This window comes from Lactiplantibacillus sp. DA1, assembly GCF_032681335.1.
Lineage (GTDB): Bacteria > Bacillota > Bacilli > Lactobacillales > Lactobacillaceae > Lactiplantibacillus.
The window spans coordinates 115,266-131,560 of the sequence record NZ_JAWHTQ010000007.1; the positions used below are offsets into that span (position 1 = coordinate 115,266).

A 16,295-nucleotide genomic window follows, 5' to 3' on the forward strand; every position below is an offset into this window, starting at 1 on the left:
CTATTTAACGCTCAATCATGATTCACTAAAATTCTATCATCATCATTAAACCAATCACCATCACTTACCATCACAATTCTCAATTTGTTAAGTCGACTAAACATCAAAAAAACAAGTATTCCTCCAAATCGGAAAAACACTTGTCAGTTCTAACATTAATTATTTTATCCTGGCACTTATTAAGCCGCTTCACCTAGGTGCCGCTTTTTAGGTGCAACTTTAACCGCATTCACGTCTTCATCCTTAAACCCAAACATCCAAGTTAAAGCGAAAGATACAACGATCGTTGCCGCAGATGCAATTAAGAAACCGTAAAAACTAAAGTCCAGTCCCTTCGGATTAACGAAGGATGTGAAACCAATTAGTGACCCCGTAAAGCCCCACATGTTAACGTTCAGTAAGCCGGTTAAGAAACCCCCGACTGCCGCCCCAATACTAGCAGTCACAAAGGCCCGACCATACTTCAAGTTGATCCCGTACATAGCTGGTTCGGTAACACCACAGAAGGCTGAAATCGTTGCTGGCCAGGCAAGTTCTTGGATATTGGCAAGCTTCGACTTTAAGGCAATCGCTAATACCGCACCCCCCTGGGCAACCATCGTTGCTGAAATAATCGCATTCAAGTAACTATGACCCGTTGTTGCAATATCATTGGCAACAATCGGAATAACCGCCCAGTGCAACCCGAAGATCACCAATACTTGATAGAAGCCACCAATGATTAAGCCAGAAATCGCAGGGCTCAAATTGTAGACCCACACAATAATATTTGCCAATCCCGTTGAAAGCACGGTAATAATTGGACCAAGGAATAATAGAATCGCACCGGAAACAATCACAACTTCAAATAATGGCACAAAAATCATTCGTAATACCGTTGGAATCACTCGTTTTAACCATGGTTCCAACTTACTTGCTAACCAGGCCCCCGCAATCATCGGAAAAATTGAATACGTATACGAGGCAACGTGTACCGGCAAGCCAAAGAAGTTTGCGTTGATACCCATTCCTAAAAGCGTACTCGTCGCTTTACCACTGGCCATCGTTACAATAGCTGGATAAGTCAGTACCCCACCGATGATTCCCATGATCACCGGATCTGCCCCTAACTTTTTACCAGCCGTAAAGCCGACGAAGATTGGTAAGAAATAAAATACCGAGTCGCCCATCGCATTAATAATCACGTACGTTGGTGCGGTCGGGCTAACTAACTTGAATGTGGTCAATAACGCAAGAATTCCCTTTAAAATACCAGAGGCTGCTAATAATCCAATGACGGGAATCATTGAACCCGTGATAACACCAATTAAATTACTGATACCCCATTTAACTTTGCCCCACGGCGTCGTTGGCCGCTGAGCTGCTGCGGCAGTCTCAGCAACAGCTTTAGCCGTCTCCGAATCATTTGAAAATTCCGGTCCTATTTGCTTGATGACTGCATCATAGACATCCGTGACAGCGGGACCAATCACAACTTGATATTGGCCACCCGCTTTAGCTACGTCAATGACCCCTTTTAAGTCCCGCACAACGTCATCATTAGCCTTACTTTCATCTTTCAAATAAAAACGTAACCGGGTAATACAGTGAATCAAACTACTAATGTTCTCGACACCACCAACATTAGCCACAATATCCGCGGCCAACTGATCATATTTACCCGCTTTTGGTAATCGATTCTGCCGCTTAGCATTAAATGTGTTAGCGTTCAGACGACCCGTAGCTGTCACGTCACCGGCAGCTTTTGGCCCCGTAACGACATCTAGTGATTCTAATTTATCACTAGTATTGGTTACCGCTAAAATCACCGTAGTTTGTCGATTAGCGGCTTGAACAGCAGCTAAATCCATAGTAGCAATCACATCACCCGCTTGAACATCATCGCCCGCGGCCACTTTGACCGTGAACGGAGCGCCCTTTAAATCGACCGTGTCGATTCCGAGATGCACTAATACTTCCAAATGATCATCAGGCGTTGTGAACCCAATCGCGTGTTTCGTCTCAGCCACCATCGTGACCTGACCACTGACTGGTGCAACAACTTCTCCACTTGAAGGTTGAACGCCAAAGCCCAGTCCCATCATACCGGCTGAAAAAACCGGGTCTTTAACCTTATTTAACACAATAACGTCCCCATTGACCGGCGACAAAATTGTTACTGTTTGTGCCTTTGCCATACCCATTCCTCCATTCTTAACCTAACAACAGTGCAACTGCTTGATAGGGTTGCATCGTCAATTGTGCTGTGACATTAACATCTTGATAATTGGAAAGTAACACCTGTGCACCGACCATTTCTTCCGGAAGTGTCACCGTTGTCGACTTGCCATAGAAATTATTAAGCACTAATAGCTTTTGCTGGTGGTACGTCCGCCAATAGCCGAAGACTTGCGGGTCATCTAAGCGCCACGATTGATAACCACCATCCGCGACGATCGGCATCGTTTTTCTTAGCTTAATGAGCCGTTGATAATAGTCAAAAATCTCGCCACTAGCCAATTCATGGGCCACGTTAATCGTCGCCTGATTAGTCGGTGTCAACCACGGTTTACCAGTAGTGAAACCAGCCTTGGCGCTATCATCCCATTGCATCGGCGTCCGCGAGTTATCGCGCGCCTTAGTCTTAACAATCGTAAACGCATCGTGATGACTGTACCCACTACGAATTAAAGCCCGATAAGCATTTAATGCCTCAATGTCCACGTAATCAGCCATGTTATCATAGTCCGGATCAGTCATACCGAGTTCCTCACCCATATAGATAAACGGTGTCCCACGCAAGAGGTGAATGACCGTCGCCAGCATTTCAGCGGACTTGACACGATAACGACCGGCGTCACCAAAGCGATTCAGCGCTCGTGGCTGATCATGATTATTCCAAAACAAAGCCTGCCAGCCACCACCAGCTGCCATTCCACTGGCCCAACTATCTAATAATTGTTTCAATCGTGGGAAATCGAAGGCCATTCGGGACCACTTCCGTCCATCAACATAATCCGTCTTCAAATGATGGAAATTAAAGACCATCGAGAGTTCGTGATTAGCCGGATTAGTATAACCAACACTGTTCGCAACGGTTGTTGAAGACATCTCCCCCACTGTGACGCTATCTACATCCTGGCCGAAGCTTGCCGCGTTCAATTCCTTTAAATAATCATGAACAACGGGGGTGTCAGTATACAACGTCTTGCTAGGGACCCCCTTAGGTGCGTCCACCAACTTCTCAGCTTTACCGGTAACGTTGATGACATCGAAACGAAAACCCTGCACGCCCTTTTGCCGCCAGAAATTGACAACGGCGGCACACGCTTGTCGTACGGCCGGATTATGCCAATCCAAATCGGCCTGAGTCGGATCATATAAATGTAAATAGTGCAAACCAGTATCACCAAACGGCGCCCAGGCCGGACCACCAAATTTAGATTCCCAATTGGTCGGTAGATTACCATCAGCCTTGGGAGGACGGAGATAGTAAAACTTCTGATACTTCTCATCACCCGCCAAAGCCTTTTGAAACCACTCGTGTTCAGTTGAAGTATGATTAAGAACCATATCCAACATGACTCCAATACCATTTGCTTTCAGCTTTGCAACGAGTTCTTCAAAATCAGCCATCGTGCCAAACATGGGGTCAATATGGTAGTAATCTGCAATATCGTAACCGTTATCATTTTGTGGTGAGACAAAAAACGGATTAAACCAAATCATGTCAATATTCAACTTTTTGAGGTAGTCGATCTTTTCAATAACACCCCGTAAATCACCGACGCCATCGCCATTGCTGTCGTAAAACGACTTCGGATAAATCTGATAAATCACTTGTTCTGATAATTTCATGCGCTATCCCTCTCATGCCACATCTTATTTCTTAGTTCGCCGAGCAAAATCGCGGAAACTAAAGCGATCCGCCCGGTGTCGTGATTCCGTATACTGGAACGCTCGCGCATCCGTGAGGCTCGTCACGCTTCGAACAACTGCCACATAGGCGCCCTTACTAATAGCGAGGTGTTCGCGGTCCTCATCAGTTGCCGGCGCCATCGTAATTTCCTTCGTCGCGTAACCGATCGTCAACCCAAGTTGATTTTCAAAATACGCGTACAGTGAGTCTTCCGCCGCTTGTTTGGGAACTTCCGGAACAACCGATTTCAAAATATAATCCTTATCAATAATCGCTGGTTCGCCATCGATCACTCGGACCCGTTTGATGGCCGTCACTGGCGCTTCCGTCAATTCAATACCAAGTGACGTAAAGTCAGCAACCGGTAACGTGGCATCCGGTTGATAGTCATAAACAATATTTTGCGTCTTAATGTGTAACTTTTCGGCTAACTCTTTATAACTCACAATGCCAGAAACTGGAAATTCATACTGTCGATGCTCAATCACAATGGACCCTTTACCACGAATTTTTTGAATATAGCCATCCTCAGCCAACGTTGCTAACGCCTTGCGTCCAGTCTCACGTGAAATGCCATATAGCTCACAAAGCTGATGTTCACTCGGTAAATAACTCCCAATCGGGTAAACTTCCGCATCAATCTTCTGGAGCAAATCTTGATAAACTAAGGCCGCTTTATTCACGGCAACCACCCCTTTGTTATCGTTTTCATTTACGAATATATACTTGTTTAGACAAGTTGTCAACATTTAAGTAATAACCCAATTAAATTTGTAGATTATACCAGCCGGATCAAGTCTAGACATGTCTAGGGTTCACAAAATTCGAGCTTATATTTCAGTATTCAATAACTGCTTCATAATAAGTGCCAGCACCTATACAGTATTGGTTGAACTAGCAGGATAGTCCGCACCATAATAAAAAATCGACATTCGCAGAGCGCTAACAGCAATCTCCAACCAATGTCGATTCTATATCTGATGAATTTCATTAATATTACTATTTTCGCAATAAATCTTTCGCTTTCATTGTTGCTACTTCTTTTTTCATTGTTCTCTTTCGGTTCGCAAGTGCATCTATCCAGATACCATTCAGCACGGCTTCGCCAACTAACAATACGGTTACTATTGATAATAAAGAAACCTCTTTTGTAAAAGCAATGTAAATAATAAAGCCTAAAAATCCAGCTCCCGGAATCGCACCAAACCACCTTGGTAAGTATCGATCTAACATATAGAGCACTGCAACGACCAACATACCAAGCAGAATTCCTTTAAAATCACTCATGTTGTTCCTCCCTAAAGTCAGTAATAATCTGTTTTGCTACCTCTAACGATAATTTCTCATCGATTACCAATTTCATAACCTTCGTTTCAAACGTATTTCCACCGTTGTCCTCAATAAAGTTAATTTTTTGAATAATCGTGTTTAGCCGCATTCGCACAGTTGGATAACTTACTTGATAAATCTTGGCGAGTTGTTTTAGAGAGCCTGAGGCAATAACCAATTGTTTAACAAATTCCTGATCCTCACGTTCTAAATTCATAAACCAGTCCATAGCATTCCTCTTTTTAATATTATTTATTAAACTTTAACATTATTTATAACAATGTCAATTAAAAGACATATATTTGATAGTTGTTGTAATACTCGGCTATTCAAATAAAGACGAGCACCCTAATCCAAAAGAATTACAGTACTCGCCTTATTTAGAATATTAACGCTACTAGTCTCAGTAGATTTATTAGCTGACCTTTAGTGATTCAACCTAAATGCCTGATTATCACTAGCATCCGCACTTGCTGCTTGTTCTTCAGCCATCAACCGCGCGCGTTCATGTTTGTTATACCAAGGTGAAACAGTGAAAGCCAAGACATCGTTCATCAGATAAACGGAACTATTAATGAACATTGCTAGTGTCGCCGAACCTTGACGGAACGAGATGAACCAGAGAACCATTTGTGCTAAACCAGAGGCAATCCACCAGAAATACTGATTGTTGTAACGGAGGAAACAAATAACGCCAGCCGTTAAACAAATCGCAAAACTAATGGCATCAATCCATGGCCGCGGATCATCGGTCAAGGCACCAATGAGATAGCCCGAAATCGCATAGACAACTAGGGTTGCAACAATTGCAATCACCCATGTCTTACCCGTAAATTTCCGAATTTTCGAAACCATGTTAACGTTCCAATTAGCACTTAGTAGCACCGGAATATCTAGTGTCACAACATAGGCCAATTGTTCTCCGATACTTAAATAGTTCTTAGCTGAAAAACCAACTACGATGAAACAAGCCGCGGAGATGACCCCTAATAACCCATTAACTGACTTAGCTGCATTAATGGCTAACACACAAAGAACCCCCAATGTCGTCCCAATAAATGTTAGAATAGACAATGCTGTGATTGGGGCGCTCACTAACGTCATTACTTGACATCCTAAGCTAAAATAGAATAAATAGTAGTTTTGTTGTGGCCAACCCTTTAGTTGGTGGGATAAAAATTTAAAATAATTACTCAAAATAATGCTCCTCTTTCCGTTTTCAGATGCGGTTGTAGGTGTCTAGTTGGCCAACCAGTCACGTCACACTACTACATGTAGTGTTTCCGTTTAAAACAACACAATATATTGTATCATTATCTTGGCCGATGAACAGAGTAAAATTCCAAATTTATATTGAGTTGTCCACAATCAATCCAACTGCGCCCCGGCAATTTGGTATTTTTGGCATGCTGATTTTTTTATATTTTTTGGGTTTCGGCCCACTGATAGCGTTGTCAATATCAGGTCAAAACAATGCGTTTTGTCGCAATACAATGCTTGCAGTATACTGGAGAGGAACAAACTTTTAGCATCACAATATAATTATTTTTTTGGAGGAACCTCATGATTACGCTTAAATCAGATCGTGAAATCCAAGGGATGCAAGCTGCCGGTAATATTATGGTTGGCTTGTTCCACGCCCTTGAAGATTACATCAAGCCAGGAATTACAACTTGGGATGTTGATCACTTCGCCTACGAATACATCATCGCGCACGATGCCACCCCTGGCGAACTTAACTTTGAAGGTTACAAATACTCAACTTGTGTCAGTGTCAATGACATGATTTGCCACGGTTGTCCTAGCAAGGATATCTTAGTTAAAGACGGTGACTTATTAAAAGTCGACACAGTCATTAATTACCACGGCTACCTCAGTGATTCTTGCCACGCCTTTGTTGCCGGGACCCCTGCACCAGAAGTTAAGAAATTAATGGAAGTAACCCACAAAGCGCTATACCTCGGCATCGACCAAGCCGTTGTCGGCAACCGTATCGGTGATATTGGTTGGGCGATTCAAAACTACGCTGAAAACGAAATGGGTTACGGTGTCGTTCGCGAATACATCGGCCATGGCATTGGACCCACAATGCACGAAAAGCCTGACGTTCCACATTATGGCGAAGCTGGGCACGGCACCCGTCTAAAAGCTGGTATGACCATTACTATTGAACCAATGGTCAACATTGGTGACTGGCGTTCTGGCGAAACTGCCGATGATGGTTGGACAGTTCGCACTTTAGACGGCAGCCTCAGCTGTCAGTACGAACACACCCTCGTTGTCACCAATGACGGTCCTAAGATTTTATCATCATTCGATAATGATTTTGATGCTAAATACTTATGGAATAAGTAATATCATTTTAATTATAATATTAAACAGCACCACCCTAATTCAGTTAGGGTAATGCTGTTTTTATTTTTAGCGGGAATTAATCTATGCTAATTTAATGCGACTATTGGAACAGGCTTAATTCTGATTAGTTTAAAAACCCACTCGTAGCAAACTTTGCTCAGCTTATTGTCAATTTATGACAAGCTAATTCATCACCAATAAAATAATTATTTTAATAATAACGACAAATTAACACCAAAGCTCGTCTCATAACAGCCTTAGCAAATCCCGAGTAACACGTCACACCAAAATTAGTTACTCACTGCTTGACGACCGCAAAGATATCTTGTATAGTTAGTGCCAATTAATCAGAGGAGGATCAGACATGACTCAATTAACAAGTAATGCTTTGAATAACTGTTGTTGTCGAACTGCGCGCTTATTGCGATGTTCGGCCTGTTAAGCATTGACTTTTTGAGGAGTGTCATCCTAAAATCAATGTCCAGCATGGCTGGATATTGTACTGGGCGCGAGGAATTCATTCGAATTCTCGCGCCCTTTTTGTCGTTTTTGGCACCCCACCACATCTATTTGGAGGAATTTATATGCTCATTCAGCACGTACAAGAGCTTATCGGTCACACACCTTTGATGGCATTACCAATCGACGTTCCAAATCACAGTCACATTTATGCCAAGCTCGAAATGTCCAATCCCGGTGGCAGTATCAAAGACCGACTCGGGGCCTATCTGATTCAAGACGGCTTGCAACGAGGCCAAATCAATTCAACAACAACGATTATCGAACCAACTGCTGGTAACACCGGAATCGGTTTAGCCTTAGCAACCCAAACGCATCACTTGCGGACCATCTTGGTAGTCCCAGAAAAGTTCAGTATGGAAAAACAAGTTTTAATGCAAGCATTGGGTGCTGAAATCGTTCATACACCTAGCGAGGAAGGAATCAAAGGCGCCATTCGCAAAGCTGAGGCACTAGCCGCAACGATCTCAAACAGTTACGTCCCCATGCAATTCAAGAATCCTGCGAATCCGGCCGCTTATTACCACACACTGGCACCAGAAATTCTGGCGGACATGCCTGCTCCCATAACTGCCTTCGTTGCCGGCGCCGGTAGTGGCGGAACTTTTGCCGGCGTTGCGGCTTATCTCCAAGCTCAAGATTCAGCAACCCAAGCCGTGGTCGTTGAACCAGAGGGCTCCATTTTAAATGGTGGACCGACCCATCCTCACCGAACTGAGGGCATCGGCGTTGAATTTATCCCACCATTTTTCGATCAGGTGCGCATCGATCAGACGCTGACCATTACTGACGCCGACGCCTTCTCACAAGTGCGACAGTTAGCCCGTCAACACGGCTTGTTAGTCGGTAGTTCTAGCGGCGCTGCCCTTGCCGCTAGTTTACAAATTGCCGCCAAGCTGCCTGCCAACAGTCATATCGTGACCATCTTTCCCGATAGTAGTGAGCGTTATCTGAGTCAAAAAATTTATACGAAATGAGGACTTTAACAATGAAATTCGAAACTCAATTAATTCACGGTGGCATTAGCGAGGACGCAACTACTGGTGCGACTTCTGTACCCATCTACATGGCCTCGACCTTCCGACAAACCAAAATCGGTCAAAATCAATACGAATATTCGCGGACGGGTAATCCAACCCGGACGGCCGTTGAAGCACTAATTGCGACCTTGGAACATGGCACCGCTGGCTTCGCTTTTGCTTCTGGCTCCGCTGCCATCAATACCGTCTTCTCACTATTTTCAACAGGTGATCACATCATTGTAGGCAACGATGTTTACGGTGGCACATTCCGCTTAATTGACGCAGTCTTAAAACACTTCGGCATGACTTTTACGGCTGTTGACACACGTGATTTGACCGCCGTTGAAGCTGCAATTACACCCGCCACTAAGGCAATTTACTTGGAAACGCCAACCAATCCGTTGCTCCGAATTACAGATATTGCCGCCATTGCTACGCTTGCTCAGGCGCATAATTTACTAAGTATCATCGACAACACTTTCGCCTCCCCATACGTTCAAAAACCATTAGATCTAGGTGTTGACATTGTTTTACACAGTGCTTCAAAATATCTCGGTGGTCACAGTGATGTTATCGGTGGCCTAGTTGTCACTAAAACACCAGCGCTTGGTGAAAAAGTCGGCTACTTGCAAAACGCCATCGGTAGCATCTTGGCACCACAGGAAAGCTGGCTGTTACAACGCGGCATGAAAACGTTAGCCCTACGGATGCAAGCACACCTAGCCAACGCTGAAAAAATTTTCACTTATTTAAAAGCGCACCCGGCCGTTGCTAAAATTTACTACCCAGGTGATGTTGACAACCCAGATTACCCAATTGCTAAACAACAAATGAATGGTTTCGGCGCAATGATCTCATTTGAATTACAACCAGGGATGAATCCTCAAACCTTCGTTGAGCATTTACAAGTTATTACACTTGCAGAAAGCCTTGGGGCATTGGAAAGCTTAATTGAAATTCCCGCCTTAATGACCCACGGTGCTATTCCCCGTCCACTTCGCTTACAGAACGGCATCAAAGACGAGTTGATTCGCTTGTCGGTAGGCGTTGAGGCTAGTGACGACTTGTTAGCAGACCTTGAGCGCGGGTTTGCTAGCGTCCAGACCAATTAAGCTGATGTGGCAGACAGCCCGTGCTATCCTAGATCGTGATCCCGCCGCTACCAATTTGTGGACAATTGTTCTAACCTATCCCGGCATCCACGTGCTCGCCTGGTACCGAGTTGCCCACTATTTTGAAACGCACCACTTACCATTAATAGCCGCCTTGCTGAGTCAACATGCTGCACGGCGTACCGGTATTCTGATTCATCCGGCTGCGCAAATTGGTCACCGGGTCTTCTTAGATCATGGCATCGGTACTGTTATTGGTGCAACGGCAGTTATCGAAGACGATGTCACGATTTTACATGGCGTCACTTTGGGCGCGCGCAAAGTCACCCAAACTGGTCGTCGACATCCCTGTATCGGTCACGGTGCTTTCATTGGGGCCCACGCCCAAATCTTGGGTTCTATCACGATTGGCGCCTACAGTAAAATTGGTGCCGGGGCAATTGTTTTAGATAGCGTTCCAGCCCACGTAACTGCAGTCGGCAATCCGGCCCATCTGGTCACAGCGCAGTTACACGCTTATCATGAGGTGGCAAGCAATCGGGCTTGATTCTAAGTCGTTGCTCAAAATAACGAGCTACTTGTCTCGATAATAAAACGGACGTATAAAATCAAAATTGATTTTATACGTCCGTTTTTTGCGTTAACTTAAAGTATATTAATGACTCAAGATTATTTGACAAACTTTGCAGCAAATTCACTAAATTGCTTACCAGCACCGGCTAAAAATGTTTGCGTGCCTTCATTAGTGATGCGCCCATTTTCATCAGCTAACTTATCAGTATTGCCAATGTACAATTCTGGTTGTTGCATTGTTGGCATATCTAAAAAGACCAATGATTGACGTAAAACATGGTGGGCCAAGACGCCAGCAATCCCAGAAATCGATTGTGATGCAACTAAAGCAGGTTTGCCACCCCAAACACTTTGACCCCAAGGACGAGAAGCAACGTCCAAGGCATTCTTCAAGGCCGCTGGGATGCTCCGATTATGTTCGGGCGTTACGAAGATAAAAGCATCTTGGGCTGCAACGGCCTGACGAAATTCCTTGTATTCTACGGGAGAATCGGCATCATAGTCTTGGTTATATAATGGCAACTTAGCGATATTTAGGTACGTTACTTCAGCATCATCTGGTAACCCAGCCACAATGGCATCGGCAACCCCTTTAGAATAAGAATTTTTACGAATAGAACCTACAATTACACCATATTTTGTCATGTCAAACAATCCTTTCAAAACTAAATTATTCGTTTCACTTACTAATAGTAAGTATATCAAGTTGTTGAAAAAGTGCAACCATTTTAGCCTATCAATTTTTAAAATCACTTATCTGATCGATGAAAATCACCGACAAATCAGCATTTACACTTTTTAAAAACATTTTAGTATATGACTAGTTAACGGCAAAAAAGCCATCGGAATGACGCTAATTCCGATGGCCCCGTACTATGCTAACGACTCCTTTCAACACCAGTATGGCTGTAACTTGTTGCAACCTCACATTTGCTCGAAGCTTTGTTCAAAAAACATTATTCATCCAAGAAATCTTGATAATCATTATCAACTTGTTCAACGTACGCCATGGCCCACTTAGCCATAGCTTCATCAAACTTGCCCGAATTACCAACATAGCCCCGAATCATGGCCGCCGTCGGGCTTTGCGCGTGGGCCTTTGCTAGAATCATTGCGCAAGTATTCGCATATGCTTGGAATTGACCCCAATCTAAGGTTGGAATGTCGATAGATTCCTTCATATCCCGAAATTGGCGAACATAGAAACTCTTATTTTTCATTTGGAAATAGCCTAAGAACGCATCCGAGGTCGCTTGTAAAATTCGTTGTGAGCTGACGATTCGTTGCCCTTCCGTTAATTCCATCGCAGCCGTTAAAGCTGGCCGCGACTGACTCCCGACTTTCCGTGTCGGTAGCGCCTCCTTAATTTGTAACACCATGTGACTGCCATCCGTACTTGTCAAAAGCACCAAGTAACATAATGACCCGAAACTGCCAACACCCACACTATGGCGAATGATATCAGTGACTTCATATTGCGACAGTAACAAAGCAACATCGGTCCGAACATTTAATAAATATTCGTGAATTCCTGCTTTCAGTCCTTGATAAGTCTGTCGGTCAATATGAACTGAACGGGGCGCATTATCTTTAAATTGCCGTTCGCCCTGACTATTAGTGACCGTAAACTTACGTACCACTTGTTCTGAATTACGTTTTTGAGCCTTTTTAACTAAGGATGCAATCAGATCGACCGTATCTTCCGGCGCACCACCAAAATTCAAAACAGCTTGAACCTCATTATCACGATAAAAGCGGTCCAGCGTAGTCTGGTCAAACATCCCCTTGAGCGCTTCACGATAACTCGCACTCGCGACTTGCACTAATTTTTCAACTTTCTTAGGTTTAAAATTAGAATCGCGCGCAGCCAGTAGTACACTGACTAATAATCGTCGTAGGTCCCATTCCCACGGGTGAACACCGGCTTCGTCAAAATCATTTAGATCAAACACAAGCCGCCGTTCTGGTGATGCATAGAACCCAAAGTTACCAATGTGGGCGTCGCCACAAACAACGGCCGGAATTTTAGTTGATGCCTGATAGTCTAAGTCATAATCCATTAATTCAACCGATCCACGAAAGAATGCAAAAGCTGAAGCAGCCATCCGCTCACGACGTAATGGCAACAATTCTGGAACCAGCATCTCCCGAACATGCTTCAGATAGTCACTGGCATTTCGTTTCACCGGTGTAAATGTCCCTAACTTTTCAAATGAGGTGACTTGGCGCCGCGCTTTTCCTAGCGCAATTAATTCAGCAACCGTATGATGTTGTCGAATATGAGTTAAATCAAGTGGTGGCATGAGTATCAAATCCTTTTATGGTTTACTAGTTTTATTATAGCGATTTATTCCAATGATATAAAATAATCAAGCAAGTTAAATCAGCGTCTCGCGTCCCAATTATTGACCAGCTGACCTTAATTTACAAGCAATTTTCATGATAAAATAGTGATTCTAGTTGACGTGTCACCTAAAGTCACCTACAATTTAAGTTATAAATGATACCGCTTTCAAAAGCGAGGAGGTCACGTCTTATGGCAAATTCTGAAAAAACATTGGTCCTAGTTAAACCCGATGGTGTCAGTGAAGGACACATTGGTGAGATTATCACCCGGTTAGAACGCAAGGGTTATCAAATTGCCGCCTTAAAGGTTATTAAAGCAACCGCGGAACAACTTCAACAACATTATAGTGAGAAGGTTGGCAAACCTTACTTTAAAGAAATCGAGACCTACATGATGGAAGGCCCACTCGTTGCCATTATCGTGAGTGGTACTGGTGTCGTCAAAGCCGTGCATCGTTTGGCTGGTAGCACCCGACCTGCCGAAGCTCAACCTGGCACTATCCGGGGTGATTTCTCCCATGAATATCCAGATGGTATTTTACGCAATGTTATCCATACCTCAGACAGTCGTGAAAATGCGCATCACGAAATTGCCATTTGGTTTCCTGAATTGGCTGTCAAAGCGCGAAAAGCAGACAGCAAGGTAAAAGCATAGCGCCATTTTTATCATCCAGATAATAAAATTCGCAATTACTGATAAGTGGTTTGAACACCATTATTACCAGTAATTGCGAATTTATATTAACTGGGCTTTAATCTTCATTGCACCACACCAACGTTAGTAAAACTTCCAAAGCTAACCCGTAAACTGGACCAACTAACTGTCACCACGTGCCAAAATTTTCGCACTATTCGTTCTTACTAGTTATGATTAAACCAATCAACCAAATGGTTTGGGGGAATCATTATGAACTTAGTCGTTAGACCATATATACAGCGGTCAAGGGCGGTCAAAGCGGATACGATCAACACCAGTAAATTTTCGATGTTTAATTCATTACGGCGTATCGATGAATGTCTATTCCTAATCAAACATACTGGCACACCAGGATTAACTGATTCGACTGCCACTTTAGGTCTGAATCTAACGCATTTAATGGGGCTAAACGTTATCGTAACCAGTCATGGACGATCCTTCACTATTATTGTTCAAAGTCGCCAGCGTACATTTACTTTAACTGGTTGTATCATTGAGGATACTTTCTATAATATCGTTCATCCATCACAACCAGATTACCTAATCTCACTAAATCGTCAGCTCATTACAAATAGTGATGACTTAATTGAGCAACTCTATAGTCACTATTAGCCAATCAATATCGCACCAATAGGCTAACCACAACTGTCATGGTTAGCCTATTAGTGCGTTTAAATAATGAGTTGAACCACTCTGAGTAACGTTGCAGATGGCTTCGCCGACAGAGTTATTTCTTGCGTCTGAAGTAATGGCTGTATTACCCGCTCGTCATGAGTGTTTGACTCTCCTTGTGCCAGTTGTGTTGAACGATTTGGTATGACTATGACAGTATTATTAGCCGTGCGTTTATACGTGACACTATTGGTTGCATCTTGCAAATCATCACTATAAATCTGAGTCAGCTGATAATCATAGACGGCGCTCGCCGGATCATCTGGCCGAATTCGTTGACCGGCCGCAATCTTACGAATATGTAACGGAGTCGCTTCGTCAATGACCCGGGTTCCCTTAAAATATAACCAAACCTTGGCGGCCTCCACCTTGGTAGCCGAAAAATCACTAAGTTGTGGCTGCTGAATTACCTTACCCCTCCTCGCCGTACCATGATGTATTCGTCTTTGTTGTCTAGTCCGTTGATAGCCCTTTTCTTGCCGATCAATCTGTACTTGTTCCCAGACTAAACAGCCACCCAAGAATATAATTCCAACTCGCAACGCCCAAATCATTTTTTTCAATAATTAGCCTCCACTTGATCATAATTACGCTACTTAATTTAACATGGTCTTAGCAATTGTATTAGCGAAACCAGTAATAATTTAATTATTAATAGGGGCAATAGCATCAATTCGCCATTATTAGTTACCCTTCCCTTTAAACTATTAACGATTTCTAACTTGACAGCTAAACTGATTTATTATAAAAATCACGATTTCAATATCGTGTTTTGCAATGACACTACAAGCATTTTAATTATCACGATATACTTAGTTTAGTATTAGATTTTTAACAAGGAGGTACCTATGAACTTATTGAAGAATCCAATTATTACCGTACCCTATCTACTAGCCATAATTGCCACACTGACGATGCTAGCCAATCGATTTGTGACGGGTGTTATTTCAGTACTGATATGGTTGTTGGGAATCGCGCTGATGTGGTTACATCGCCAGCAGTGGTCACTCCGCTACTTCTACACCCCCGTATTTTTGTACACCTTTCTACTAGAACAATGGTATTTCTCTCCGTCAACGCAGCCGCTGACAGAGACGATGCTCATTAACCTCGCGATTCTCGGCGTTGCCATTTTCAGCGCGTGGGCCGCTTATCAATTACGTCATGACGCTTAAACTGCTAGCCTAAAAAAATAAGCCACTCAAGAATCAGTAACAGATTCTTGAGTGACTTATTCATCACTTCAATAACTACCGTTAGTGGTATCGCCCGTTAAGCAGTCGTCACTTCGGCTAGTTTTTGATCTAAATATTTTTTCAGCGCCGCTTGTGGGTGAAAACCAACCACTTTTTCAGCAGGCTGGCCATTCTTGAATATCACTAGCGCCGGAATACTCATAATCTCAAATTTTTGAGCAATTTCTTGATGTTGGTCAACATCAAGGGAAGCAAATTTCACTTGACCGTCATACAGCTCATCTAACGCTTCAAGTACCGGTTCCTGCATCTTGCAAGGGCCACACCAAGCAGCCCAAAAATCAACCACGGTTAACGCAGTATCGTCAGCAACCGTCGCAAAAGTTGTTTTATCGACTGGTTCGATCATGTCTAATCCTCATTTCCAATTGATTTCCGTTCTATCATAGCATGTTTCCTCTTGAAATTACGATTTATGGGTCTGAATCACGTACATAGGTCACAAAATCTTAGTATATCGGTGTCCCATCAACTGAAAATTCGATATAATAGCGTTATAGAAACGATACAACTTAA

The 16,295-nt window shown here is 43.3% G+C and carries 17 protein-coding genes; 7 read left to right on the plus strand and 10 right to left on the minus strand.

The genetic code is table 11. The annotated features are described in order from the left end of the window. Positions 1-179 precede the first annotated feature (179 nt). From RXV91_RS12000 to pnuC, 6 genes are all read right to left on the minus strand, one after another. The gene (locus RXV91_RS12000) at positions 180-2,177 is read right to left on the minus strand and encodes a glucose PTS transporter subunit IIA (protein WP_316440042.1); all 1,998 of its coding nucleotides are present in this window, start codon (positions 2,175-2,177) and stop codon (positions 180-182) included. A 16-nt stretch (positions 2,178-2,193) separates the two neighbouring features. Further along, complete coding sequence (treC, locus tag RXV91_RS12005) at positions 2,194-3,837, minus strand: alpha,alpha-phosphotrehalase (RefSeq protein WP_316440043.1); 1,644 nt, start codon at positions 3,835-3,837, stop codon at positions 2,194-2,196. A 24-nt stretch (positions 3,838-3,861) separates the two neighbouring features. Beyond that, entirely contained in the window at positions 3,862-4,581 is a 720-nt protein-coding gene (gene treR, locus RXV91_RS12010; protein ID WP_316440044.1) for a trehalose operon repressor, read from the minus strand. Positions 4,582-4,897: 316 nt separating this feature from the next. Next, positions 4,898-5,185, minus strand: a complete 288-nt coding sequence (locus RXV91_RS12015) for a hypothetical protein (protein WP_316440045.1) — start codon at positions 5,183-5,185, stop codon at positions 4,898-4,900. Beyond that, positions 5,178-5,456: a DUF2089 family protein gene (locus tag RXV91_RS12020; protein WP_396426775.1), complete on the minus strand. Its 279-nt coding sequence runs from the start codon at positions 5,454-5,456 to the stop codon at positions 5,178-5,180. The genes RXV91_RS12015 and RXV91_RS12020 overlap by 8 nt, the downstream gene beginning before the upstream one ends. 197 nt (positions 5,457-5,653) lie before the next feature. Continuing rightward, a complete protein-coding gene (gene pnuC, locus RXV91_RS12025; protein ID WP_316440137.1) occupies positions 5,654-6,430 on the minus strand; it encodes a nicotinamide riboside transporter PnuC in 777 nt (258 codons plus the stop codon). Between the two features lie 360 nt (positions 6,431-6,790). On the opposite strand from pnuC, the gene map reads away from it, so the two are divergent. From map to epsC, 4 genes are all read left to right on the plus strand, one after another. Continuing rightward, positions 6,791-7,582, plus strand: a complete 792-nt coding sequence (map, locus tag RXV91_RS12030; protein WP_316440046.1) for a type I methionyl aminopeptidase — start codon at positions 6,791-6,793, stop codon at positions 7,580-7,582. 584 nt (positions 7,583-8,166) lie between these two features. After that, positions 8,167-9,078, plus strand: a complete 912-nt coding sequence (locus RXV91_RS12035; RefSeq protein WP_316440047.1) for a cysteine synthase family protein — start codon at positions 8,167-8,169, stop codon at positions 9,076-9,078. An 11-nt stretch (positions 9,079-9,089) separates the two neighbouring features. Beyond that, the gene (locus tag RXV91_RS12040) at positions 9,090-10,235 is read left to right on the plus strand and encodes an aminotransferase class I/II-fold pyridoxal phosphate-dependent enzyme (RefSeq protein WP_316440048.1); all 1,146 of its coding nucleotides are present in this window, start codon (positions 9,090-9,092) and stop codon (positions 10,233-10,235) included. Between the two features lie 4 nt (positions 10,236-10,239). Continuing rightward, the gene (epsC, locus tag RXV91_RS12045; RefSeq protein WP_316440049.1) at positions 10,240-10,782 is read left to right on the plus strand and encodes a serine O-acetyltransferase EpsC; all 543 of its coding nucleotides are present in this window, start codon (positions 10,240-10,242) and stop codon (positions 10,780-10,782) included. Positions 10,783-10,904: 122 nt separating this feature from the next. Here epsC and RXV91_RS12050 read toward each other — a convergent pair whose 3' ends face one another. Beyond that, positions 10,905-11,453 (minus strand): NADPH-dependent FMN reductase, encoded by a 549-nt coding sequence (locus tag RXV91_RS12050; protein WP_316440050.1) that lies wholly within the window; start codon positions 11,451-11,453, stop codon positions 10,905-10,907. 311 nt (positions 11,454-11,764) lie between these two features. After that, positions 11,765-13,111: a DUF2252 domain-containing protein gene (locus RXV91_RS12055; RefSeq protein WP_316440052.1), complete on the minus strand. Its 1,347-nt coding sequence runs from the start codon at positions 13,109-13,111 to the stop codon at positions 11,765-11,767. A 233-nt stretch (positions 13,112-13,344) separates the two neighbouring features. Here RXV91_RS12055 and ndk point away from each other — a divergent pair, with 233 nt between their 5' ends. Both ndk and RXV91_RS12065 read left to right on the plus strand, forming a co-directional pair. After that, positions 13,345-13,809 carry a nucleoside-diphosphate kinase gene (gene ndk / locus RXV91_RS12060; RefSeq protein ID WP_316440053.1) on the plus strand — a complete coding sequence of 155 codons (465 nt, stop codon included), beginning with the start codon at positions 13,345-13,347 and terminating at the stop codon, positions 13,807-13,809. A 252-nt stretch (positions 13,810-14,061) separates the two neighbouring features. After that, entirely contained in the window at positions 14,062-14,463 is a 402-nt protein-coding gene (locus RXV91_RS12065) for a hypothetical protein (protein WP_316440054.1), read from the plus strand. 59 nt (positions 14,464-14,522) lie between these two features. Here RXV91_RS12065 and RXV91_RS12070 read toward each other — a convergent pair whose 3' ends face one another. Continuing rightward, complete coding sequence (locus RXV91_RS12070; RefSeq protein ID WP_316440138.1) at positions 14,523-15,077, minus strand: hypothetical protein; 555 nt, start codon at positions 15,075-15,077, stop codon at positions 14,523-14,525. 294 nt (positions 15,078-15,371) lie between these two features. Between RXV91_RS12070 and RXV91_RS12075 the strand changes: the two genes are divergently transcribed. Further along, positions 15,372-15,698, plus strand: a complete 327-nt coding sequence (locus tag RXV91_RS12075; RefSeq protein WP_316440055.1) for a hypothetical protein — start codon at positions 15,372-15,374, stop codon at positions 15,696-15,698. Positions 15,699-15,795: 97 nt separating this feature from the next. Here the strand turns inward: RXV91_RS12075 and trxA are convergent, their stop codons facing one another. After that, the gene (trxA, locus tag RXV91_RS12080) at positions 15,796-16,128 is read right to left on the minus strand and encodes a thioredoxin (RefSeq protein ID WP_316440056.1); all 333 of its coding nucleotides are present in this window, start codon (positions 16,126-16,128) and stop codon (positions 15,796-15,798) included. Positions 16,129-16,295 lie beyond the last annotated feature (167 nt).

Excerpts from the sequence above, each read along its gene's own strand:
- RXV91_RS12000 (WP_316440042.1), bottom strand. The coding sequence starts at position 2,177 with ATGGCAAAGGCACAAACAGTAACAATTTTGTCGCCGGTCAATGGGGAC.
- treC (WP_316440043.1), bottom strand. The coding sequence starts at position 3,837 with ATGAAATTATCAGAACAAGTGATTTATCAGATTTATCCGAAGTCGTTT.
- RXV91_RS12015 (WP_316440045.1), bottom strand. The coding sequence starts at position 5,185 with ATGAGTGATTTTAAAGGAATTCTGCTTGGTATGTTGGTCGTTGCAGTG.
- RXV91_RS12020 (WP_396426775.1), bottom strand. The coding sequence starts at position 5,456 with ATGGACTGGTTTATGAATTTAGAACGTGAGGATCAGGAATTTGTTAAA.
- map (WP_316440046.1), top strand. The coding sequence starts at position 6,791 with ATGATTACGCTTAAATCAGATCGTGAAATCCAAGGGATGCAAGCTGCC.
- RXV91_RS12035 (WP_316440047.1), top strand. The coding sequence starts at position 8,167 with ATGCTCATTCAGCACGTACAAGAGCTTATCGGTCACACACCTTTGATG.
- RXV91_RS12040 (WP_316440048.1), top strand. The coding sequence starts at position 9,090 with ATGAAATTCGAAACTCAATTAATTCACGGTGGCATTAGCGAGGACGCA.
- epsC (WP_316440049.1), top strand. The coding sequence starts at position 10,240 with ATGTGGCAGACAGCCCGTGCTATCCTAGATCGTGATCCCGCCGCTACC.
- RXV91_RS12050 (WP_316440050.1), bottom strand. The coding sequence starts at position 11,453 with ATGACAAAATATGGTGTAATTGTAGGTTCTATTCGTAAAAATTCTTAT.
- RXV91_RS12055 (WP_316440052.1), bottom strand. The coding sequence starts at position 13,111 with ATGCCACCACTTGATTTAACTCATATTCGACAACATCATACGGTTGCT.
- ndk (WP_316440053.1), top strand. The coding sequence starts at position 13,345 with ATGGCAAATTCTGAAAAAACATTGGTCCTAGTTAAACCCGATGGTGTC.
- RXV91_RS12065 (WP_316440054.1), top strand. The coding sequence starts at position 14,062 with ATGAACTTAGTCGTTAGACCATATATACAGCGGTCAAGGGCGGTCAAA.
- RXV91_RS12070 (WP_316440138.1), bottom strand. The coding sequence starts at position 15,077 with ATGATTTGGGCGTTGCGAGTTGGAATTATATTCTTGGGTGGCTGTTTA.
- RXV91_RS12075 (WP_316440055.1), top strand. The coding sequence starts at position 15,372 with ATGAACTTATTGAAGAATCCAATTATTACCGTACCCTATCTACTAGCC.
- trxA (WP_316440056.1), bottom strand. The coding sequence starts at position 16,128 with ATGATCGAACCAGTCGATAAAACAACTTTTGCGACGGTTGCTGACGAT.